At 67.6% G+C, this 20,191-nt stretch carries 24 protein-coding genes; 14 read left to right on the forward strand and 10 right to left on the reverse strand.

Features of this window, described 5'->3' with window-relative positions:
* Positions 1-250: 250 nt before the first annotated feature.
* The 7 genes from G6N48_RS03380 (at position 251) to G6N48_RS03410 (ending at position 5,928) form a co-directional block, all read left to right on the forward strand.
* Positions 251-1,405, forward strand: a complete 1,155-nt coding sequence (locus tag G6N48_RS03380) for an alpha/beta hydrolase (protein WP_161494183.1) — start codon at positions 251-253, stop codon at positions 1,403-1,405.
* A gap of 238 nt (positions 1,406-1,643) precedes the next feature.
* Positions 1,644-2,897: a cytochrome P450 gene (locus G6N48_RS03385; protein WP_085268152.1), complete on the forward strand. Its 1,254-nt coding sequence runs from the start codon at positions 1,644-1,646 to the stop codon at positions 2,895-2,897.
* Entirely contained in the window at positions 2,890-3,588 is a 699-nt protein-coding gene (locus tag G6N48_RS03390; protein WP_085268151.1) for a TetR/AcrR family transcriptional regulator, read from the forward strand. The genes G6N48_RS03385 and G6N48_RS03390 overlap by 8 nt, the downstream gene beginning before the upstream one ends.
* 72 nt (positions 3,589-3,660) lie before the next feature.
* Positions 3,661-3,963: a hypothetical protein gene (locus G6N48_RS03395; RefSeq protein WP_139825671.1), complete on the forward strand. Its 303-nt coding sequence runs from the start codon at positions 3,661-3,663 to the stop codon at positions 3,961-3,963.
* Between the two features lie 125 nt (positions 3,964-4,088).
* Positions 4,089-4,589 (forward strand): CHAP domain-containing protein, encoded by a 501-nt coding sequence (locus G6N48_RS03400; protein ID WP_085268149.1) that lies wholly within the window; start codon positions 4,089-4,091, stop codon positions 4,587-4,589.
* Positions 4,590-4,657: 68 nt separating this feature from the next.
* Positions 4,658-4,801, forward strand: coding sequence for a hypothetical protein (locus G6N48_RS03405; RefSeq protein ID WP_163670782.1), 144 nt, complete (start codon positions 4,658-4,660; stop codon positions 4,799-4,801).
* A 125-nt stretch (positions 4,802-4,926) separates the two neighbouring features.
* On the forward strand, positions 4,927-5,928 hold the full coding sequence (locus G6N48_RS03410; protein WP_085268191.1) for an IS481 family transposase: 1,002 nt from the start codon (positions 4,927-4,929) through the stop codon (positions 5,926-5,928).
* Between the two features lie 30 nt (positions 5,929-5,958).
* Here G6N48_RS03410 and G6N48_RS03415 read toward each other — a convergent pair whose 3' ends face one another.
* Together G6N48_RS03415 and G6N48_RS03420 are read right to left on the reverse strand one after the other, a co-directional pair.
* A complete protein-coding gene (locus G6N48_RS03415; RefSeq protein ID WP_085267550.1) occupies positions 5,959-6,966 on the reverse strand; it encodes a glycoside hydrolase family 6 protein in 1,008 nt (335 codons plus the stop codon).
* A gap of 84 nt (positions 6,967-7,050) precedes the next feature.
* The gene (locus G6N48_RS03420) at positions 7,051-7,449 is read right to left on the reverse strand and encodes an ArsR/SmtB family transcription factor (protein ID WP_085267551.1); all 399 of its coding nucleotides are present in this window, start codon (positions 7,447-7,449) and stop codon (positions 7,051-7,053) included.
* Positions 7,450-7,619: 170 nt separating this feature from the next.
* Here G6N48_RS03420 and G6N48_RS03425 point away from each other — a divergent pair, with 170 nt between their 5' ends.
* Positions 7,620-8,513, forward strand: coding sequence for a TPM domain-containing protein (locus G6N48_RS03425; RefSeq protein WP_085267552.1), 894 nt, complete (start codon positions 7,620-7,622; stop codon positions 8,511-8,513).
* A 10-nt stretch (positions 8,514-8,523) separates the two neighbouring features.
* Here the strand turns inward: G6N48_RS03425 and G6N48_RS03430 are convergent, their stop codons facing one another.
* On the reverse strand, positions 8,524-8,877 hold the full coding sequence (locus G6N48_RS03430; protein ID WP_428841972.1) for a DUF732 domain-containing protein: 354 nt from the start codon (positions 8,875-8,877) through the stop codon (positions 8,524-8,526).
* A gap of 117 nt (positions 8,878-8,994) precedes the next feature.
* On the opposite strand from G6N48_RS03430, the gene G6N48_RS03435 reads away from it, so the two are divergent.
* Positions 8,995-9,987: a Gfo/Idh/MocA family protein gene (locus G6N48_RS03435; RefSeq protein WP_085267553.1), complete on the forward strand. Its 993-nt coding sequence runs from the start codon at positions 8,995-8,997 to the stop codon at positions 9,985-9,987.
* Between the two features lie 9 nt (positions 9,988-9,996).
* On the opposite strand, the gene G6N48_RS03440 is transcribed toward G6N48_RS03435, so the two are convergent.
* From G6N48_RS03440 to G6N48_RS03460, 5 genes are all read right to left on the reverse strand, one after another.
* The gene (locus tag G6N48_RS03440; RefSeq protein WP_085267554.1) at positions 9,997-10,281 is read right to left on the reverse strand and encodes a hypothetical protein; all 285 of its coding nucleotides are present in this window, start codon (positions 10,279-10,281) and stop codon (positions 9,997-9,999) included.
* A gap of 19 nt (positions 10,282-10,300) precedes the next feature.
* The gene (locus G6N48_RS03445) at positions 10,301-10,681 is read right to left on the reverse strand and encodes a heme-binding protein (RefSeq protein ID WP_085267555.1); all 381 of its coding nucleotides are present in this window, start codon (positions 10,679-10,681) and stop codon (positions 10,301-10,303) included.
* Between the two features lie 135 nt (positions 10,682-10,816).
* Entirely contained in the window at positions 10,817-11,578 is a 762-nt protein-coding gene (locus G6N48_RS03450) for an SDR family NAD(P)-dependent oxidoreductase (protein ID WP_085267556.1), read from the reverse strand.
* A 164-nt stretch (positions 11,579-11,742) separates the two neighbouring features.
* A complete protein-coding gene (locus G6N48_RS03455; protein ID WP_085267557.1) occupies positions 11,743-12,744 on the reverse strand; it encodes a YihY/virulence factor BrkB family protein in 1,002 nt (333 codons plus the stop codon).
* Positions 12,745-12,831: 87 nt separating this feature from the next.
* Positions 12,832-14,073: a mechanosensitive ion channel family protein gene (locus G6N48_RS03460; protein ID WP_085267558.1), complete on the reverse strand. Its 1,242-nt coding sequence runs from the start codon at positions 14,071-14,073 to the stop codon at positions 12,832-12,834.
* A 209-nt stretch (positions 14,074-14,282) separates the two neighbouring features.
* On the opposite strand from G6N48_RS03460, the gene G6N48_RS03465 reads away from it, so the two are divergent.
* The 3 genes from G6N48_RS03465 to G6N48_RS03475 all read left to right on the forward strand — a co-directional run bounded on the left by G6N48_RS03465 (position 14,283) and on the right by G6N48_RS03475 (position 16,729).
* Positions 14,283-14,714, forward strand: a complete 432-nt coding sequence (locus G6N48_RS03465) for a nitroreductase family deazaflavin-dependent oxidoreductase (protein WP_085267559.1) — start codon at positions 14,283-14,285, stop codon at positions 14,712-14,714.
* Between the two features lie 453 nt (positions 14,715-15,167).
* The gene (locus G6N48_RS03470; protein ID WP_085267561.1) at positions 15,168-16,100 is read left to right on the forward strand and encodes an SAM-dependent methyltransferase; all 933 of its coding nucleotides are present in this window, start codon (positions 15,168-15,170) and stop codon (positions 16,098-16,100) included.
* Positions 16,097-16,729, forward strand: a complete 633-nt coding sequence (locus tag G6N48_RS03475; RefSeq protein ID WP_085267562.1) for a class I SAM-dependent methyltransferase — start codon at positions 16,097-16,099, stop codon at positions 16,727-16,729. The genes G6N48_RS03470 and G6N48_RS03475 overlap by 4 nt, the downstream gene beginning before the upstream one ends.
* Before the next feature lie 85 nt (positions 16,730-16,814).
* Here G6N48_RS03475 and G6N48_RS03480 read toward each other — a convergent pair whose 3' ends face one another.
* Positions 16,815-17,543, reverse strand: a complete 729-nt coding sequence (locus tag G6N48_RS03480) for a chitin-binding protein (protein WP_085267563.1) — start codon at positions 17,541-17,543, stop codon at positions 16,815-16,817.
* Between the two features lie 267 nt (positions 17,544-17,810).
* On the opposite strand from G6N48_RS03480, the gene G6N48_RS03485 reads away from it, so the two are divergent.
* Together G6N48_RS03485 and G6N48_RS03490 are read left to right on the forward strand one after the other, a co-directional pair.
* The gene (locus G6N48_RS03485; RefSeq protein WP_085267608.1) at positions 17,811-18,524 is read left to right on the forward strand and encodes a VIT1/CCC1 transporter family protein; all 714 of its coding nucleotides are present in this window, start codon (positions 17,811-17,813) and stop codon (positions 18,522-18,524) included.
* An 84-nt stretch (positions 18,525-18,608) separates the two neighbouring features.
* On the forward strand, positions 18,609-19,439 hold the full coding sequence (locus tag G6N48_RS03490) for an acyl-CoA thioesterase domain-containing protein (protein WP_085267564.1): 831 nt from the start codon (positions 18,609-18,611) through the stop codon (positions 19,437-19,439).
* Between the two features lie 39 nt (positions 19,440-19,478).
* Here G6N48_RS03490 and G6N48_RS03495 read toward each other — a convergent pair whose 3' ends face one another.
* On the reverse strand, positions 19,479-20,099 hold the full coding sequence (locus G6N48_RS03495) for a TIGR03085 family metal-binding protein (protein ID WP_085267565.1): 621 nt from the start codon (positions 20,097-20,099) through the stop codon (positions 19,479-19,481).
* Positions 20,100-20,191: the final 92 nt, after the last annotated feature.

Raw genomic sequence — 20,191 nt, forward strand, 5'->3', positions numbered from 1 at the left:
GGTGCATGCCAGTTGATCGGTCGCATCGGCCGGTGGCGTGTCCGAGCTGTTCAATTCTCGGACTCCTTCCGTCGAGACGATCGTCGCCTCGACCCTCGGTATCCGGCAAAGCGGGAACCGGTCAGCGGCGATGTCGCGCCGGTCGAACTCGAGGCTGCCGCTTAGGCTCAACGTCGGAGACCAGCCGCCGGCGGAGTTCTCACACCGGAAAGTCTTGCCCGCCGGTGATTCAGACAGTAGAAGACCTTGTATGGGCGGTGCCGCTGTATTTCCGGTCGGGTACTACGAGCTTCATCCGGATGTGACGCTGAATTTTCAGCTCAACCGCTTCTGGAACTGGGTAGGCGAACCACAGATGCTCGACGAGCTGCGACGGGTCGCGCCCAGCCTGACCAACTACGACGAGTGGGTTCGGCAGCTGTTCGCTCTCGGTGAGAGTGCGCTCGGGGAGGGCCGCATGCTGGCGGGCGCCTATTTGATCCGCGCCGCTGAGTTCTTCATGTCGGCGGATGACCCGCGCCGCCGTCGCGCGCGCCAAACCTTTCTGGACACCGTGCTGACACAGTGTGGCGTAAGCGCCGACCAGCATCACGACGTGGCCTACGGCGGGACAAACCTATCCGCTTACCGCTTCACCCCGGCGTCGCCGCGCGGGGTGATCGTGGTCTTCGGCGGCTTCGATAGCTACATCGAGGAATGGCTGCCGATGTTGTTGGCGTTGCGCGACGCGGGACTAGACGTCGTGGCGTTCGACGGACCCGGCCAGGGAGCGGCGTTGGAAGCAGGATTGCCGATGACGGCCGAGTGGCACAAGCCCGTTGGCGCTGTGCTTGACCATTTCCGTGTCGATGATGTGACTCTGATGGGGTTTTCGCTCGGTGGGTGCCTGGTCATGCGTGCCGCGGCTTACGAGCCGCGGGTGAGCCGAGTCGTCGCCGACGACATTCTCACCGACTTCACCGCCTGCTTTGCGTACCGGTTGGCCGGGCCGCAAAAAGCGCTGGTGGTTAACGCCGGCCGACTGCCCGCGGCCGTCGTGGACAGGTTGATAAATCGGGCCCGCAGCAGGAACTTGCTGGCTGACTGGGGCATCGGAAACGCCGAAACGGTGTTTGGAGTCAACACGCCCGCCGAGGCACTGGCCGCGGTGCGCGCCATGCGCACCGATGACGTCTCTTCCCGGATCACCCAAGACGTGTTGCTGATGGCCGGAGCCGAAGATCACTACGTGCCCCTCGCCCAGCTCGGTGGACAAATCCAGACCTTGACGAATGCGCGATCGGTGACCGCACGTGTGTTCACCCGTACCGAGAGCGCTCAAAACCACTGCCAGATAGGGAACTTGGGGCTGTCCTTGCAAGTCATTCTGGGCTGGCTCGACGACCATACCGGCACGCCAGGCTGAACGTTGGATAGCCGCCGGTCGCAGCTACCTGCATGTAGTTACTTGCCTGCGGAAAGCGCCCTATCACGCCGGCGATGCGGACGTCGTCTGAATAAGCGTATGACCAGCGCCGTCAGCAGGCGTGTTTACCTGCGCGTATGCCGTCTCTCCTTGACGGCCACCAAGCTATGGTCATACGCTTTGGTCGTAAATGTCCGTATCATCGCCCATCGGGGCGCCGACGGAAGTTGAGACATCGATGAACGTGAAAAGCTCCGCTCCCAACGTCTTCGACGCTGGGCTCCCCACGTTCGATTACGGCCTCACCGCCACTCCGTACGACATCCTCGAGGATGTCCGGAAGGCGCAATCGTGCGCACCCATCGCCATTGGGCCGCTCGGCCCGGAGATCCTGTCCTACGAGATGGCTCGGGAAATCCTGCGCGACGACAGGTTCCGCATGCCGCCCGGCATCACGCTGGCGGCGCAGGGCATCACCTCGGGCCCGTTGTACGACAAAATGATGAGCAGCCTCCTGGGCCTCGAGGGCGCGCCACACACTCGCTTACGCAAACTGGTGTCAAGAGCGTTTACTCCCCGCGCAACGTCGTGCCTTCAAGACACGATTCATGAGGTGGTGAACGAGCTGATCGATCAGGTGGTGGAAGCCGGTCGGTGCGACGTCGTGACCGACATCGCACGGCCCTATCCCACCCCCATCATGTGCGCGCTGATAGGCGCGCCTCGGGAAGACTGGCAGCACTTCGCACAATGGACCGACGAAATCTTCAAAGCTTTCAATTTCCAGACCGACGTCACCTTCGATGAAGCCGAGATCATGCGGTCGTGGAGCGAACTGGACGCCTACGTCGACGACATGGTCGCCGCACGCCGAAAGAATTTGACCGATGACCTGCTGTCTGAGCTCATACGCGCCGAAAGCGACGGCGACCGACTGAACCTCGACGAACTCCGCATGCTGGTGGCGGGCTTTCTGATGGCGGGAACGGACACGACGCGAAATCAGCTCGCCGCGTCGGTACAGGTGCTTTGCGAGCATCCGGATCAATGGGCGAGGCTGGGCGAGCAACCAGAGCTTGCGATGCAGGCGGTTGAGGAGAGCATGCGCCACTCACCTGCGGTCTGCATCGCACCGCGCGCCGCCACCGAAGATGCCGAATTCGGCGGCTACATGTTTCCGGCAGGGACCTTCGTAGTGGTGAATACCTTTGCAGCCAACCGTGATCCAGCGATCTATGACGATGCGGATCGCTTCGACATCGCGCGCAAGAACTTGCCCGCCATTCTGACCTTCGGCGGTGGTGCCCACTACTGCCTGGGGGCCAACCTCGCGCGCCGGGAATTGGCGGAAGCACTCACAATCCTCACCAGACGTCTCCGTGCAACCCATCGCGTCGGTCCGGCCCCGTGGAAATCCCTGCTGGGAATGACCGGCCCAACAACACTAGAGATCGGGTTCGAGGCCCAACGGCTCGTGACGGCGGATGCGTAGTCGCGGCTGGGCGGGATCAACGCCCGGCTCCGACGAAGAGGCAATCGCCCGCATTCTGAATGCGGTAGACGAAGTCGTAGCCGAACACGGACCAGCGATACGCCTTGCCGACGTCGCCCGGAAACTCGGCGTCACTCGCCAGACTGTATACCGCTACTTCCCCAACGCTGACGCGCTGCTCATCGCCAGCGCAATGCGTGCGGTCGACGGGTTCATCGACCAGGCCGCAGAACACGTCAGTGGACACAACGACCCAGTCACCGCAATCGTCGAAAGCGTGTCGTTTGGAATCGAGAATCTCGCCGGTGATCCACAGCTGGAAAAGCTGCTGACCCGGGGGCACGAGGGCGAAGCCGTCACCTCGCTGACGTCCGACACGGCCGTCACAATCTGTTTGTCTGTCTTTCACCGCTTCAATGTGGATTGGAGGCTGCACGGTTACGACAGCGCTGCGCTCAGTGAACTCGCCGAAATGACCCTGCGCACAGTACAGTCCATCCTGACCGATCCCGCACAGCCACCCCGCGAGGGAATCGAACTACGCCGGTTCATAACTCGATGGCTCGGTCCTGCGATCCTCTATCCGCGGATGGCGTCGCTATCGACCCACGAACGACACGCGTCGTCGGACGGGCACGTCGAAGCAGAAAGACGTACCTCGCTGTCCCACAGTGGTCCCCACGAAGGTTGAGGCTTCCCCGCACCCGCCGTACAGTCCGGACAAGGTAACTACGACCGCAGGCCGACGACTAAGCTCGTGGCGGTGAGCAGTGACCCCGATTTCGACGCCATCCTCGCGCAGGAGATCAAGCGGGGCGACAACATCGAATTCCCGCCCAACGATCCCGGTGTGACATGGCGCATCGACGAGACCAGGGCAACGAAACCGCCGTGCGATCAGCCTGGCGTGCTGTGGTACGTGGAGGAGCAGGCGGAACCGATGCTCGGCAGCCCGCTGGGTGATCTGTACATATTCACCGTCAAAGAGGTCGGGGCGGGAGCCGAGGTCGAAGTCCGGGTCAGGGGCCACGTGACCGTCCGACGCTCCAAGCGAGATCGCGGGTAAACCGGTCCGCGTCGCCAAATCCGCGTGGTGTGACGGCTCGGATGATCCGGCGTCCGACATTGTGAAACGCACGCGGACCGCCCTGCGATATAGAGCAGATCAGGGCGGCTCGCGGAGGGACATCAATGAAGACCAACGGGATCCTGGCCGCCGTCGCGGTGGGCGGCGCACTGTCGATGGCGGCATCGTCGGCTCCGGCGCCTGCCGGCGCGGACGGGGCGGCGGGCCCGACGAAGAATCCCTCGGCCGACCGCAACCCGCTCAGCGGCTACGAGGGTTACTGCACGTGGGGCGCCCAAGAGCAGATACACGACCACACCGGCCACTACATCAAAGCGCTGACCGGCAACGCCGACGACTGGGCTGATCAGGCCGCGGCGGCCGGCTTGACAGTCGTGGGCGAAGCGCAGCCCCACTCGATCGCCGTCTTCAGCAGTGCGCTCGTCGGGGGCGTCGGACACGTGGCCTGGGTCGAGGCCGTCAACGGCAGGAAGATCACCATCATCGAGATGAACTTCGGTCCCGGGGCCAGCGCGGGCAACGGGTACCACACCACCGGTTTCGACGTGTTCGACACACGCACCGTCGACGACGTTCCGGGAATGAGCTACATCCTGATCCCGTGACCTGTCGCGCGGGTTACCCGCCGATCGAACCATTCGCCGGGTTCCGACGTCAGATCTATATGGGTGGGATGGAGCAGGCTACGCTGCGCGAAGCCGACTACGAAGCGGAAGACGAAGCTCAGGTCTGGGTGCTGGACCGGGTCCACAGGGTGCTGGCCGCGCTCACTGAGGCGGAGCGGGCCGCCGCCGAACGTTGGGTCGAGGGTCGCTAGCTAGCTGTTGCGGGTCGTGACGTTGTAGGCGCCGACACGGGTTGAGGTGTCCTGGGGGACGGGTTCCTGGGCGGCAGGATGAGAAATCGCCAAACCCCTCGTCCTTACACCGAAGGAACCCGTCCATGACCCACGGTAATGCCCCGTTGTCCGTTGAAGGCCGTCGTCGCCTCGTGGCCCGCTGTGCTGACCGCCCGATTGCCCACGTGGCTGCTGAGATGGGGATTTCGCGGGCGTGTGCGTCCAAGTGGGTCAACCGGTTCCGCCAGTTCGGTGAGCTCGGGCTGCACGACCGCTCGTCAGCTCCGACACGTCAGCCCAGCGCCACTACGAGCTCGGTGATCGAGGTCATCGAGACGTTGCGCCGGGTCCGCAAGTGGTCGGCAGCGCGGATCGCCTTCGAACTCAATGCACGCGGGATCGTGATCAGCCGGCGCACCGTGAGTCGCCAGCTGGTCGCGTTGGGGCTCAACCGGCGCAGGTTCCTCGATCCCAGCGGGGACCTCAACCGGGTGCCGCAACGCATCATCGCGCGCCGCCCCGGACACATGATTCACGTCGACGTCAAGAAGGTCGGCCGCATCCCCGACGGCGGGGGGTGGCGAGTGCACGGCAAGGGCAGCGCCCAGGCCAAGGCCGTGGCGGTGGCCACCGCGGCAGGCACGCGGGCAGGCTATGTGTATTTGCATTCCGCGGTCGACGGCTACTCGCGATTGACCTACACCGAGGCACTTGTCGATGAAAAAGCCATCACCGCAATCGGCTTCATGCACCGCGCCCGGGTCTTTTTCGCCGCGCACGGGATCGATCGCATCCAACGCATCGTCACCGACAACGGCTCGTGTTACCGCGCCCGTGACTTCGCCCACGTCCTGCACGGCGCCCGCCATCAACGCATCACGCCCTACACCCCGCGCCACAACGGCAAGGTGGAAAGATACCACCGCATCCTGGCCGAAGAGTTCCTCTACGCCCGGACCTGGACTTCAGAGACCCAACGCAACGAAGCACTCAAGATCTGGAACATCCACTTCAACTACCATCGACCACACTCTGCCGCCGGCGGCCAGCCACCAGCATCACGACTCACCACCGGCGTCACCAACGTGGTGACCTCCTACAGCTAGCCGGCAACGGCGCGTACCGCGGCGGCGCCGTCACTGCCTTGCGTTCTGGGCCAGCTCGATGGCGTACTGATTGACGAAGGTGCCCGCGGGCGGATCGCCTTTTCCGCACGTTCCGTCGGACTCGCCCGGACGTTTGATCCACAAGTAGGCGTCGGCGTGCGCACCGGAGGTGGACGCGGTGGGCGGAGTGCCCAGTGCCCGGCCGCTGGGGTTGCACCAGTTGAGCTCGGAGTCGGGAGCCGGCCCCGCGCCGTTGCGCGAAGTGTCGACCACGTAGTGCGAGCCGTTGGTGAGCCCGGAAATCGCTTCGCCGTAACCGATTTCGTCACCGGTGCTGAAGAAGTTCGCCGTGTTGAGGCTGAATCCGCGGGCGTGGGCGACGTCGACCTTGTTGAGCCGGTCGGCCATGTCCTCGGCGCTGTGCCAGCGCAAGTGACCACCGTCGACGTACACGGCCGTGGCCGGATTGCGTGTCAGCGTGTCGACGGCATAGCGAATCAGGTCGTAGCGTTCCTGGCGCTGGTCGGCCGACAGGCAGTCGGCCATGGCGAGCGCGTCGGGCTCGACGATGATCGCCGTCCGCGTTGCGCCCACGCCGGATGCGATGCCGTCGATCCACGAGCGGTAGTCGTCTGCCGTCGCCATGCCACCCGCAGCGAAGCTGCCGCAGTCGCGGTGCGGGATCCCGTACAGGGTCAGCACCGGGAGCGCGCCGGCGGCCTGCGCGTCGCCGGTGTACTTCGCGACCGTTGACGCAGACGAGCCCGGCACGATCCAGTACGCCTGCGGAGTGTTGGCGACGGCGGTGAGCTCCGGATTCGGCGGATCGGCGTGCTGCGCGGCGCGCATGGCCGCCGAGTTGGGGTTGACGTAGAAGGGGATGCCCGCCAGCGGGTCGGCGTCATCGGCCAGGCGGACCGCCGGCGCGGGTACGGGGGGAACGGCGTGCGCCGCATCGACGATCAGACCGGCGACGGTGGCGAGCGTGAGGAGGGAGGCGATCCGCCGAGCGACCGCACCAGCAGCAGAGAACGTCACCTGAGGAAAATTAGTGCTCCAAAGGATCGAGCGCCAATCGCCGCCCGCGCTCGAGGCCACCGCGGTCGGCACGGCCGTGTGCGTTCATCGCTGCCGCGCCTTGCGCGGCGTGCCGGCCGTGATGCCCCGGACCCCGGGAAGGTCCCGGTGGTGGGAGGGCACGCCGGGTCCGGCGTGTTCGGCATTGAACACCGCGTCGACCACCAGCTGGCGGACGTGGTCGTTCTCCAGGCTGTAGAAGATCGTGGTGCCCGACCGGCGGGTGCGCACCAGCCTCGCCATTCGCAGCTTGGCCAGATGCTGCGACACCGACGGGGCGGGCTTGCCGACCCGCTCGGCCAGGTCGGTCACCGACAACTCGTCGTCAGCCAACGACCACAGCAGCCGAACGCGGGTGGCATCGGCGAGCATCCGGAAAACCTCGACGATCAGACCTACCTGATCCTCGTCCAGCGACACCGGAGGCTCATTACCTGCATTCATGCGCAGATACTATCGGGCGCTGCGGCGCGCTTCCAAGCGCAGTCGGATTGCATTGTCGCGCAGGGCATCGGAGATCATGCTTGTGCAGCGAGGCGGCATGCCAATGGCCTGGTCGGCAGCGGATTCGAGGCTTGTCCGTCCGACCACAATTCGGCGGCTAAGTTACCCCTATGCGCATTGTTCGCCTGTTCGGTGTAGTCCTGGCGATGCTCACCGCGGGGGTCCTGCTCGCCACACCCGCCGGCGCGCAACCGCCGGGCAGGCTCACCGATCACATCACCGACAGCGGCGGGGTGTTGTCGAGTTCGGACCGGGCGGCGGTCAGCTCGGCGATCGACCGGCTCTACCGGCAACGCCATATTCAACTGTGGGTCGTCTATGTCGACAACTTCTCGAGGTTCAAACCGGATAATTGGGCCGACCGGACCCGCAGTGCCAGCGGGATGGGCGACCACGATGTGCTGCTGGCCGTCGCCACCAACACCAAGCTGTACTCGTTCGCCGTGCCGCCGGCGGCCCAGGGCCTCACGGCTTCCGAATTGAACAGCCTGCAAAGCAACAAGATCGAACCGGCGGTGGCCGCCAAGGACTGGAGCGGTGCTGCGGTCGCCGCGGCCGACGGGCTGGACAAGTCGCAGGTGTCGGCGAGCTCGTCGAAGCGGATCTGGCTGCTGATCGCGATCGGCGTGGCAGCGGCCGTTGTCCTGCTCGTCGTGCTTCTCCTGCTGCTTCGCGCGCGCCGCCGCCGGCGCGCCGCGCAGCGGGCCGACGCCGGCAATGCACCGGTCGGCGCCGACCAATCCCTAGGTCAGGCGCTGTCCACCGCGGACGCCCGAGTGCGCCAGATCTCCGATTACGTCGCGAGGCACCGCGACAGCATCGGCGCCGAGGCCCAGGGCCGACTCGAAGAGGCGAAGCGGCATCTGGCGGCGGCGCACGGCACGGAAACGAGCAACGAGCACGACTCCATCGCCTACGCCAACAGCGCATCGACGCTGGCCGCCCATGCTCAGACGCTGGCGAACGCCGACGTGCTCGCGGCGCACCGCACGCGGCGGCGGTGAGAGACCGCCGTCAGGTGCAAAGCGTCGGCGCGTCGCACACATTGCCCGGGCAGTAGACGTTGTGTGCCGCATTGACCAGGGTTCCGACGTCCAGCAACGTGACGCCCCGCGCGTTCAGGTGGGCGTGAATGTCGTCGGCGATCTGCTGCGGCTGCCAACCCCAGGTGAGGTCGTAGCAGACCAGGTGCGCCTCCCCGATCAGGGCCTCTTCGGTATTGGGCGGCCACGTGAGGCCGACGGCGCGCAGCTGCGCGAGGTACGCGTCGTCAGCGGCGTTAGCCGTGGCGACCGCAGAGCTACCGAGCAACGCGGCGCCGGCCATCACGGGAATGAACAGTCCGGCCAGCCGGCGAGGTGAGGGCATTCGATCCCCTCCATTCTTTTGCGTTTGCCGGGCCGCCAGTAGTGTGCGGTTCCGAAGCAGGGAATATGAAGAATAGCGAAAGCCGGCAAAATTGGCTCCCCCGAAAGGACCCCGGACATGGCGGGTAATCCGATTCGCGTCGGCGTGCTGGGTGCCGCCACCATCGCACCGTTGGCGCTGACCAATCCCGCCAAGGAAACGGCCGAAGTCGAGGTTGCCGCAATCGCGGCCCGCGACCCGGCGCGCGCGCGGACGTTCGCCACCAAGCACGGGGTGGGCCGGGTGCACGAAAGCTACGAAGCGCTGATCGGCGACCCCGACATCGACGCCGTCTACAACCCGCTGCCCAACGGCTTGCACGGCCGGTGGACGAAAGCGGCGCTGCTGGCGGGCAAACACGTGCTGTGCGAAAAGCCGTTCACCGCCAACGCCGCCGAAGCCCGCGAGGTAGCCGAACTGGCCGCCCAATCCGATCGGGTCGTGATGGAGGCCTTCCACTACCGCTATCACCCCTTGGCCCTGCGCATCGAAGAGATCATCGCCTCGGGAGAATTGGGAGAGTTGCGGCGCGTCGAGGCGGCCTTCTGTTTTCCGCTGCCGAAGTTCTCCGACATTCGCTACAACTATTCCCTGGGCGGCGGTGCGACCATGGACGCCGGGTGCTATGCGGTGCACATGACCCGCACCTTTGGCGGCGCGACACCCGAAGTCGTTTCGGCGCAGGCGAAGTTGCGCAACGCGCGCATCGACCGCGCCATGACCGCCGAGTTGCAGTTTCCCGGCGGGCACACCGGCGGGCTGCGTACGTCGATGTGGTCCTCGGACCTGTTGCGAATCAGCGCCCGCGTCGTCGGGGAGCGCGGTGAGCTTCGCGCGCTCAATCCCGTGATGCCGCACCTGTTTCACCGCCTCACGGTCCGGGCCGCCGGAGGCAAACGGGTGGAACGCTTCTCCCGGCGGACCTCCTACGCTTACCAGCTCGACGCGTTCGCCGACGCCGTGCTGCGCGGCGCCGAGGTGAAAACGTCTCCGCGGGATGCGATAGAGAACATGACCGTCATCGACGCGATCTACCGTGCGGCGGGGCTACCGCTCCGCGAACCGAGCTGAGCGGCTTTCCTAGAAGCAGCCGCTGACATGGACCCGCCGGCCGGCTCCGACGCAGACGTTCACCGGCGGCGGCGGAGGCGGATAGTCTTGCGGCAGTGGGGCATAGGCGTTCGGCGGCGGAACGTAGGTGTTGACCGTGTCGGCGACGTTGGTGCATCCGCTCACGGACACCCGGGTGCCTACGCTTGCGCAGACATCGGCGTTGGCCACACCCGTGGGCTGCACGATGGCGCACATGTCGGCGATCGTCGTAAGGGCCAACGCGGCCACCCCCGCGGCAATCCGGCGCCTCATCGAATCTCCTCAACGACCACTATTGCGTCGCGCCGCCCGAGTCGACCAACGGCGTCCACTGGCAACGCTGCCTGATGTCGACCAGCGGCTGGCGGATGCTCTCGAGGTCGGCCTGCTCGGCGGGGTTGGCGTCGAAGTAGTCGCGCACCGCAGTACGGATCTGGTCCTTCGGCTGGTCTTGCAGACCGGTGTAGAACCCGTTGAGGTCGGGGTGGGTGAACAGGTAACTCGAGAGCGCCGCCGCGACGCCGGTCGCGACGCCCGCGATGTCCGCCGCCGTGCAGTTGGGCGGTCGGGACGTCGGATCGGCGGCCGCCGACGCATCGAGGCACAACAAGGCGCCGACGGCCGCGCCGGCGACCGTGACAGCCCGGCGAGCGATCAGATTCGGAAGGATCATCGACGGACTCCTCGGTCGGTGGGCGCAGCCATCCTGGGCGTGTTGGTCGACTCTGCGCGCAGGCCTGGCCTTGCGACTCGGGCCTAAAGTCACCAATGCCACGGCCAACTGTCACAGCCACGGCGGGGGGAGAGTTCAGACCTGGTTGAACCCGCCGTCGGCGGTCACGGTCGACCCGGTGGTGAAACTCGACAGGTCACTGGCCAGGAACACGATCGCGTTCGCGATCTCGACAGGGTCGGCGAAGCGCCCGAGCGGAATGGTCGCGATGCGGCCTGCACGAAACTCCTCGACCGTGGCGTTCGGATTGGTCTGGGCCGCCAGGTTGTCGCTGCCGGGTGTGGCGGTGGAACCGGCGACGACGACGTTGACGCGGATGTTGCGGCCGGCGAGTTCGTTGGCCCAGGCGCGGGCCAGCGAGCGCACGGCCGCCTTGGTGGCGGCGTAGATGCTCAGTCCTGGCCGGCCCCGGTCGGCGGTGGTCGAGCCGGTGAGGATGATCGAGGCGCCGCCGTTGAGGTGTGGCAGCGCCTTTTGCACCGTGTGGACGACTCCTTTGACGTTGGTGCTCAGCAGCGCGTCGAGGTCGTCGTCGCTGATCTCACCCAGGAGCGCGACGCGGGTGGACCCGGCGTTGGCGACGACGACGTCGAGTCCATGACCCGCCGCGGCCACCTCGGCGTAGAGCCGATCGAGATCGCCGGGGTCGCCGACGTCGCCGCGCACCGGCACCGCACGTGGACCCAAGCTGGTTGCGGCAGAATCGAGTTCGCGCTCGCGGCGGCCTGTGATGAACACCCGCTCAACGCCCTCGGCGAGGAAACGCCGGGCGGTGGCCAATCCGATCCCGGAGTTGGCGCCGGTGATGACCGCGGTCTTGTGTTCCAGTAGTCCCATCAAGTCTCCCGGGTTGGCGGATTCTCACGGGTGGTCATGAGGCGGTATGCCTTTCGGTGCGGTAGCCGGCGTCAACGTCCGGCGGCGGCGAGTGATTCCGCGCCGGCCGCGAGCCCGCGATGACGGTATCGAACGGCGCCGGGCCGCGCAGCGACCGGTAGTCGTCAGCCGACGGCCGGCGGGGTCGGCGTGCGCACGGGCGGCGCCTTGCGCGTGAGGTCGGAGAACCGCACGCTGACGCGCTGAAAGCCCTTGACGCGTTCGGCTTTGGCCTTTTTCGTGTAGGTCCTGCGGTCGGCCGCGGTGAGGTCCGCGTCGTCGACGAAGGGCGTGAGCAGGGCGCGCGGGTAGAGCCGCTCCACCAGCACCACGTTGAACTCCGCGCACACCACCAGGGTCGAGGACACCAAGAACAGGAACGCCAGCATTCCGAGCACCAACGCGAAGACGCTGTTGGTTGCGCTCGCCGTCTTAACCGTGTGCCCGATGTAGCCGGCACCGAACCACTGCAGTATCTGCCAGATGAACGCCGCCGCAAGCGCTCCCGGCCACACCTGGCGGTATGTCAGGCCTCGCGCCGTGGTCACGCGGAAGGCGACCAGGCAGATCAGCGCGTTGATCGCCACCGCGGCGAGGGCTACGCCGATCTTCCCGAACAGGCCCAGTGCCCCGGTCGCCTGGCCGACCGCGGAGAGCACGGTGGCCGCGATGGCCGCCGAACCGAGCACCATCAGCAGGAGCAGGCTGCGCAGGCGTGAGCGGATGGGATCCGGGCGGTTGTTTCGCGGGACCGCCCACACCGAGTCCATCGCGTTCTGGACGGCCTGACCGACACCCAGGCCGCCGTAGAGCGCGCCCGCGATGCCGATGATGACGGCCGCCGTCCCGCCGCTGAGCCCTTGCGGTTGGTGCAGCTGGCTGCCGATCACGGGGAACTGGCTCAACGTGCTGTGCAGCACCTGCGCCTGCAGGTCGGGCCGGCCGGCGAGCACCACTCCAAGGCCCGTGGTCATCAGCAGCAACAGGGGGAACAGCGACACGAAACCGTAGTAGGTGATCAGGGCGGCCAGATAGCCGCCCTGATCGTCGAGGTACTTGTAGAGCACAGCGATGAGCACCCCGACGGCGCGGTTGCGTCGCTGCAGCGTGTCCAGCCACCTGACCATCCGCGATCACTTCTCTTCTCAGAAGCAACACCCAAACGATGGGATGGGCGGGTCATACCCAAATCCGCGGGCCGTCAACCGCGCGGGTCAGCGGGGGTTGCGTACCCGTGCGAACTCCCAGTCTTCGAGGCGGTCCTCGGCTTCCGGTCCGCTGAAGGCGCGCCCGCGCTCCTCGGCCCCGGGGCTCCCGTTGAACAGGGCGGAATCGGCGCGCGGCTCCGCGGCGGCGTCTGGCCGCGTATCCGGATGGTCGGCTGCGCGCTGCGGCTCGGCCCGCTCGATGCGCTGCCGCGGCAGGGCGGCCGGCTTCGTGCGTTGCAGCCACGTCACCATGCCCTCGCGAACGTTGCAGCGCAGGTCGAACAGATCGCCCGCGTTGGGCGCGCTGACCAGCATCCGCACCCGCACATAGCCGTCCACCGCATCGGTCACCTGCAGCACGCCGACGCGGCCGTCCCACAGGCCGTCGGACCGCAGCAGCCGGTCCAGCTCGCTGCGCATGGCGTTCAGCGCCACGGTGAAGTCGACGTCGAGCTCGACGGTGCCGAGCAGGGCCGTCGCGTTGCGGGTCCAGTTCTGGTACGGCGTCTTGGTGAAGTAGGTGCACGGGAGCACCAGCCGCCGCTCGTCCCACAGATGCACCACCACGTAGGTCAACGTGATCTCCTCGATGCGGCCCCACTCGTTCTCGACGACCACGACGTCGCCCACCCGGATGGCGTCCGAGAAGGCGATCTGAATGCCCGCGAACACCGCGCCGAGGGACGTCTGGGCGGCCAGGCCGGCCACCACCGACAACACACCAGCCGAGGCGAACAAGGTCTTTCCGATGCTGTTGAAGGCCGGGAAGGTCTCGAGCACAGCGGCCAGGCCGAAGACGACGACGACGGCGACCACCAGCCGGCGCAGCATGGTGATCTGCGTGCGGATTTTGCGCCGGTGCCGGTCGGCGTCGGCGATGTCCGTGTCGCCCCGGGCGAACCGCGCGATCGCGCGTCGTTCGGCGACGAATACCAGGCTGGCGACCAGCCAGGTGTTCGTCGCCATCACCGCGATCAGCAGCGCGTGGTCGAGCCAGCCGCGAAACTGCGAGCTCGAAGCCGTCGTGTGATGCACCGCCGTGGTGGTCGCGATCACCACCAGCGTCGCCCGTACCGGCCGCCGCGTGAGCACGTCGAGGTCGTCGATGACGGGACTGCGGCCCTTGACCCGCTGCAGCACCCACGACAGCGCCAGGCCTGCCGCGTAGGCGACGACCGCGGCCGCGGCCACCCAGGCGAGGTTGAGCGCGACGTGTGTCGCGTGGTCCAGCGAAAACGCTCTGAGCATGAAGGAATGCGCTCCTTAATCGGGGCTGGGATCGGGGGCTGGGCATCTGGGACGAGTCGGGGACGAATCTCGGACAAGGAAACGGTCGTATAGGCCTTCCCCGGACCCGCGACCGAAAAAACCTTCAGCCGAGCACAATTCGCATTGAGACCGAGCTCACAAACCGCTCGGGCATTTCGGGGCTGATACCGCCGTGCCAGGATGGGGTGATGGTCGACGACGAGATGCGTTCGGAACGGGAGTTCAACCAGCACAACATCGAGGAGTTCCGCCGCAACGGGGGCAAGGTCGGCGGACAGTTCGACGGCTTTCCGCTGCTCTTGCTGACCTCCACGGGCGCACGAAGCGGCGCGCGGCGCGTCAACCCCGTCGCCTACTTCGACGTCGACGGCAAGATCTACGTCGTCGGCTCGGCGGCGGGGCGGGACAGCAATCCGGCATGGGTCCATAACATTCGCGCCAACCCGCGCGTCACGGTCGAAATCGGTTCGCGGGGACCGAAGCCGGCGACGGCTCGGGAATTGCCGCGCGCAGAGCGCGACCCGATCTATCGCATCGTCGTCGAACGGGCCCCGGGGTTCGGTGAGTACCAGGAACGCACCGACCGGTTGATCCCGGTGTTCGAGTTGGTTCCCGAATAGGCAGCACGCTGGGCGATTCAGGCCGGGCGGGTGCCGGGCTGGAGCACAATGGTGGGCGCCGGCAAAGCGGCCGGCCGAGAGGAGAACCTGCATGACGACGCGCCTGCTCCGCCGATGTGCGATCGCCGCGTTCGCGCTCGTCTCACCGCTGGTGGTCGCTATCGGCGTCCCGGCGATCAGCCGGGCCGACGACTGCGCCCCCGGATGGGTGTGGAGCGCCCAGATGAATCAGTGCGTGTTCTGGCTTCCGACCGCGAACGGTCCGGGTGGGCCCGGTGGCCCGGGTGGGCCCGGTGGCCCGGGTGGCCCCGGAGGTCCCGGTGGGCCCGCTGGACCGGGCGGTCCCGGCCCTCGGTAGTGGTAGTCCGACCCCGTTGAGCTGGGCGGCTGCGCCCCCTCCAACATTCGTTACACTGGCTAAGTAAAGCTTTGGGCGAGGGAGAAATCAGTCACATGCCACGGACAGACAACGACTCTTGGGATTTGGCCACCAGTGTGGGCGCGACGGCGACGATGGTCGCCGCCGCGCGGGCGATCGCATCCAAGGCCGACAACCCGGTTATTCAGGACCGCTTCGCCGAACCGCTGGTGCGCGCCGTCGGCGTCGACTTCTTCACCCGCTGGGTGAGTGGCGAACTCAACGCCGACGACGTCGACGACCACGAGTCCGGCTGGAAACTGGGGCAGATGCCCGACGCGATGGCGGCGCGAACCCGGTTCTTCGACGCCTTCTTCGCCGAGGCCGCGCAGGCGGGGATCCGCCAGGCCGTGATTCTGGCGTCCGGTCTGGACGCGCGCGCCTACCGGCTGGCGTGGCCCGACGGCATGACGGTGTTCGAGATCGATCAGCCGCAGGTGCTCCAATTCAAGGCCGCCACGCTGGACGGGTTGGGCGCCACCCCCCGCGCCGACCTGCGCGCCGTCCCCGTCGACCTGCGGCAGGACTGGCCGAAGGTACTGCAGGAGAACGGCTTTGACAAAGCGCGGCCGACGGCGTGGATCGCCGAAGGTCTCTTCGGGTATCTGCCACCGCAAGCGCAGGATCGGCTGCTGGACAACATCACCGCGTTGAGCGCCCCGGGCAGCCGACTCGCGGTCGAAGCCATCCCGGACAAGCCGGAGCGGGACACCGAGAAGGCCCGCGAGATGATGCGCAGGGCCACCGCCAAGTGGCGCGACCACGGCTTCGAGTTGGACTGGGAGGAACTCGGTTTCGAAGGCGAGCGCAACGACGTCGCCGGGTACCTGGACGGCCTGGGCTGGCGCTCAGAGGGGATTGAGATGAGCGAGTTGTTGGCCGACAACGGTTTGGCGGCCATCGCGCGGACCAACGACACGGTGTCGGTTGCGGACACCGTCTACTACCGTTCGGTGTTGAGCGCATGACGGCGCCGCGACGTCGAGGGCTCAACGACTCCATCACCCAGATCTGGGGTTTCCTCGCGCCGGCTTACGATCTGCCGTTCCTGCAGCGGTGGATCTACCGCCCGCCCCACGACGAGGTCATAGCGCAGCTGCGCTGGCACAAGTCGCGCAAGATTGCCGACATTGCCTGTGGCACAGGGATATTAAGCGAGCGAATCGCGCGGGAAGTGCAACCCGAGGAACTCTACGGTGTCGACATGTCCGACGGCATGCTCAACCAGGCCCGCGCCAGAACCGATCGCGTCCAGTGGTTGCGGGGCCCGGCCGAACAGCTGCCCTTCGACGACGGGGCGCTCGACGCCGTGGTCACCACCTCGGCGTTCCACTTCTTCGACCAGCCCGCGGCGTTGCGCGAATTCCATCGTGTGCTCGCCCCCGGCGGCCTGGTCGCCGTCTCGGCGCTCAGTGCCCGGGGCCCGCAGCTGCAGGCGTCGTCGGCCAGGTGGAAGCCGCAGCACAACGCGTCGCCCTCGGAGACGCGCAGGCTGTTCGAGGACGCCGGCTTCGTGATCAGCGATCAGCACCGCATCCGGCGGCCGATCTGGACCCGCATCGTGTCCGACCTTCTCACCGTCGGCACCAAGGGCTGACCCCAGGCTTGCCCGAAGGTGTTGCGGCTCAACGCAGGACGCCCGCCCCGCCGGGCGGCGGAGCGGGCGTGGTGCCGAGCAATCTTTACAGCGGGATCCAGACCCCGAAGAAGTCAAAGCCCCACTGGTTGAATCCGGGATTCCAATACGGAGTCTCCTGGTAGCCCCAGTAATTGATGGGACCGTAACCCCACTGGCCGCCGGGAGGCGGAAGCGGTCGATCCCACGCGGGGTGCGGCGGCGCACCGGGTCCCCACGGCGCGGGGCCATCGCCCCACGGGGCGCCGCGGAAGTAGCCGCGCTGCGCGTCCCCATGCCACGGGCCGCCAGGTCCGCCCGGACCGCCGGGGCCACCGTGATCGGGTCCGCCGGGTCCGCCCGGACCGCCCGGACCGCCGGGGCCACCGTGATCGGGTCCGCCGGGTCCGCCCGGTCCGCCGGGGTGGTCGGGTCCGCCGGGGCCGCCCGGTCCGCCTGGTCCGCCCGGTCCGCCTGGGCCACCGTGATCGGGTCCGCCGGGGCCGCCAGGTCCGCCTTGGTGGCCGGGTCCGCCGGGTCCGCCCTGACCGGGGCCGCCGGGGCCCCCCGGTCCGCCGGGACCACCCGGCCCGCCGGGGTCACCGGGCGCGTTCGGCGGATGGAACCCTCCACCGGCCGGTCCGCCCGGGGCGCCCGCGGGCGGGGCGCCGTGGCCGCCCGCCGGAGCCGGCGGCGGCCCGGGGGCGGCGCTTGCCGAACCCGCGCCCACGCCCAGCGCTGCCGCGCTGAGGGCACCGGCGATGGTGATCCCCCCCACTAGTTGCTTAAGTCTCATAGTCCTTCACCTGTCTTGTGTGAATGCTCGTGAACCCCCTGACCATCCACACGCTAGATAGCTTTCCTATGAACCTGCTTTGTCTGCGCCCAGCAAAACTTCTGGGCGCCGCAAGCGGCCGGCCGAGCGGGCCGTTCACCTCGAGACGCCGCCGCGCACGGCAGGCACGGCCACCGCGAGAGGTGACGAGGCGGCGTCGCGACCCCGGCGTTTGGCAAGGCTATGTTTCCTAGTCAGGCCCGATATCGGACCGATATGGTGGCGCCCGTGTCCAACGCCTCCCACCCCGCCGAGCCCCACGAGGGATCCGTCTCCGCGAAGCTGAATTGGCTGCGCGCGGGAGTACTTGGCGCCAACGACGGCATCGTCTCCACCGCGGGCATCGTTGTCGGGGTCGCCGCCGCGACAGTGCAACGAGCGCCGATCCTGACCGCCGGCAGCGCCGGCCTGGTGGCCGGGGCGGTGTCGATGGCGCTCGGGGAGTACGTGTCCGTGAGCACCCAGCGCGACACCGAGAAGGCCCTGTTACGCAAGGAACGTCAGGAGCTGCGTGACGATCCGGCCGCCGAACTGGACGAGCTCGCCGCGCTGTACGAGGCCAAGGGCCTCACCGCGGCGACCGCGCGGACCGTGGCGGAGGAGCTCACCGACCACAACCCCCTGCTCGCCCACGCAGAGGTCGAGTTGGGAATCAATCCCGAGGAACTGACCAACCCGTGGCAGGCGGCCATGTCGTCGGCGTTGTCCTTCGCCGTCGGAGCCCTGCTGCCGTTGATCGCCATCCTGGCGCCGCCGACGGAGTGGCGGGTCCCCGTCACCGTCGTCGCGGTGCTGGCGGCGCTGGTGATGACCGGGGCGGTGTCGGCCCGCCTGGGTGGCGCCCCGCAGGGGGGCGCGGTCGCCCGCAACGTCGTCGGAGGCGGACTGGCGCTGGGGATCACCTACGTGATCGGCCACCTGGTGGGCGCCGCGATCGGCTGACGGCGACTGGAAGCTCGCAACTGTAATATCCACTGTTGCGGTCCTCGGCAGAGCGGCCAACACCACCTCGCGGAGAGGCCAGCAGTGGCAGAGCCCAGCACCGTGCCGGACGAAGCTCGTTCGGTGGATCCGGCGCCGTATTTCGTTCGGGACCAAACACGCTTCGTGCCAACGGCAGTCGGGCGCGGGGGCTGGGGCCCCTCGATGAGCGGCCATGTCGTCGGCGGCCTCCTGGGCTGGGCCGTCGAGTGCGCCGCCGGCGACCCCGACCTGCAACCGGCGCGGCTGACGGTGGACCTGCCCCGGCCGACGGCCCTGGAGCCGATCGAGGTGCATACCCGCGTGCGACACGACCGGCGGCGGCTGCGCCTGATCGAGGCGACCCTCACCCAGGACGGTGTGCCCGTGGCCGAGGCCAGCGCACTGTTCCTGCGGCGCGGCACGCAGCCCGAGGGGCACATCTGGTCCCCACCCGTGCAGATGCCGCCGCTTCCGGACCCCAGCGACGGCGGCCATTCGACGGTGTTCATGCGTACCTACGGCTGGGGGGCCGAGTTGCAGAATCCCGATTCCGAATGGCCAACGGGCGGAACGAAATACACGTGGCTGCAGGAAACACGCTCGTTGATCGACGACGAACCGCTCACCGCGTTCGTGCGGGCGGCGATGGCCGGGGACATCACGGCCTCGATCGCCAACTGGGGCACCAATGGGCTGCAATTCATCAACGCCGACTACACGCTCACTCTCAGCCGGCTACCCGAGGGGGCCCACATCGGGCTCGCGTCGCTGACGCAGCACAGCCACGACGGGGTGGCCACCGGCTCGGCCGTGCTCGTCGACCGCGACGGCCCGATCGGCAGCGGGGTCTCGGTGGCCGTCGCCCATCCCGGATTCCGGCCGCTGTCGCCCTAGTGCGTAGCGTCGGCCGGGCCGCGGCGCCGTTGCTCGGATCTACAAACCTTTCGGCGCGTCGCGCACGGCCTGCACCGCCGCCGGATCGCCCTCGAACTCCACGTGGGCCTCTCGCCCGACCGCGAACAGCAGCAGCTCTTCGGGCGCGCCGGTCACCGTGACCGCCGGGCCGCGACCCACGGTCAGCACCGTCTTGCCGTCCGCGGTGCGCAACGCCACCCGGCCGGGCGCCTTCCCCAGCGTCATCCGGCCCATCAGGGCCGCGGTGCGGCGCAGCGACTTGGCCAGCCCGGGCTCCAGCGCGCGCGGCGCCCACCCGGGCTGCGCGCGGCGAACGTCCTCGTGGTGGATGAACATCTCGGCGACGTTGGCCACCGGGTCGAGCAATTTGAGCGGTGAGTAGAGCGGGGGACCGGCTGCGACTTTCTCCAGCAGCCGCTCCCAGTCGGTCCGCTCGGCCACCTCGTTCTGCACCTTTTCGGTATGGGCCGCGAACGCCGAGATCAGGATGCCCGGGGCGGCGTCGGGGCGGTACTCGCGGATCACCAGGTGAGCGGCGAGGTCCCGAGTCTTCCACCCTTCGCACAGGGTGGGCGCGTCGGGCCCGGCGCCGCGCATGGTCTCGACGAGGGCGGCGCGTTCGCGTTGCGCAACAGACATGTGTCCAGGGTAGAGCCCGCCGCGGCCGGCTTCGCGGGCCCTGTGCAAAGCACATCGTCCGGTCGTCGGTAAATTTAAAACGTCCTGTCCTT

The sequence above is a fragment of the Mycobacterium parmense genome, from assembly GCF_010730575.1.
Classification (GTDB): domain Bacteria; phylum Actinomycetota; class Actinomycetes; order Mycobacteriales; family Mycobacteriaceae; genus Mycobacterium; species Mycobacterium parmense.

Coding starts and splice junctions, on each gene's coding strand:
- G6N48_RS03470 (WP_085267561.1), top strand. CDS start 15,168: ATGCCACGGACAGACAACGACTCTTGGGATTTGGCCACCAGTGTGGGC.
- G6N48_RS03480 (WP_085267563.1), bottom strand. CDS start 17,543: ATGAGACTTAAGCAACTAGTGGGGGGGATCACCATCGCCGGTGCCCTC.
- G6N48_RS03425 (WP_085267552.1), top strand. CDS start 7,620: ATGCGCATTGTTCGCCTGTTCGGTGTAGTCCTGGCGATGCTCACCGCG.
- G6N48_RS03440 (WP_085267554.1), bottom strand. CDS start 10,281: ATGAGGCGCCGGATTGCCGCGGGGGTGGCCGCGTTGGCCCTTACGACG.
- G6N48_RS03405 (WP_163670782.1), top strand. CDS start 4,658: ATGGAGCAGGCTACGCTGCGCGAAGCCGACTACGAAGCGGAAGACGAA.
- G6N48_RS03435 (WP_085267553.1), top strand. CDS start 8,995: ATGGCGGGTAATCCGATTCGCGTCGGCGTGCTGGGTGCCGCCACCATC.
- G6N48_RS03410 (WP_085268191.1), top strand. CDS start 4,927: ATGACCCACGGTAATGCCCCGTTGTCCGTTGAAGGCCGTCGTCGCCTC.
- G6N48_RS03380 (WP_161494183.1), top strand. CDS start 251: ATGGGCGGTGCCGCTGTATTTCCGGTCGGGTACTACGAGCTTCATCCG.
- G6N48_RS03430 (WP_428841972.1), bottom strand. CDS start 8,877: ATGCCCTCACCTCGCCGGCTGGCCGGACTGTTCATTCCCGTGATGGCC.
- G6N48_RS03420 (WP_085267551.1), bottom strand. CDS start 7,449: ATGAATGCAGGTAATGAGCCTCCGGTGTCGCTGGACGAGGATCAGGTA.
- G6N48_RS03495 (WP_085267565.1), bottom strand. CDS start 20,099: ATGTCTGTTGCGCAACGCGAACGCGCCGCCCTCGTCGAGACCATGCGC.
- G6N48_RS03450 (WP_085267556.1), bottom strand. CDS start 11,578: ATGGGACTACTGGAACACAAGACCGCGGTCATCACCGGCGCCAACTCC.
- G6N48_RS03460 (WP_085267558.1), bottom strand. CDS start 14,073: ATGCTCAGAGCGTTTTCGCTGGACCACGCGACACACGTCGCGCTCAAC.
- G6N48_RS03475 (WP_085267562.1), top strand. CDS start 16,097: ATGACGGCGCCGCGACGTCGAGGGCTCAACGACTCCATCACCCAGATC.
- G6N48_RS03445 (WP_085267555.1), bottom strand. CDS start 10,681: ATGATCCTTCCGAATCTGATCGCTCGCCGGGCTGTCACGGTCGCCGGC.
- G6N48_RS03400 (WP_085268149.1), top strand. CDS start 4,089: ATGAAGACCAACGGGATCCTGGCCGCCGTCGCGGTGGGCGGCGCACTG.
- G6N48_RS03385 (WP_085268152.1), top strand. CDS start 1,644: ATGAACGTGAAAAGCTCCGCTCCCAACGTCTTCGACGCTGGGCTCCCC.
- G6N48_RS03465 (WP_085267559.1), top strand. CDS start 14,283: ATGGTCGACGACGAGATGCGTTCGGAACGGGAGTTCAACCAGCACAAC.
- G6N48_RS03455 (WP_085267557.1), bottom strand. CDS start 12,744: ATGGTCAGGTGGCTGGACACGCTGCAGCGACGCAACCGCGCCGTCGGG.
- G6N48_RS03390 (WP_085268151.1), top strand. CDS start 2,890: ATGCGTAGTCGCGGCTGGGCGGGATCAACGCCCGGCTCCGACGAAGAG.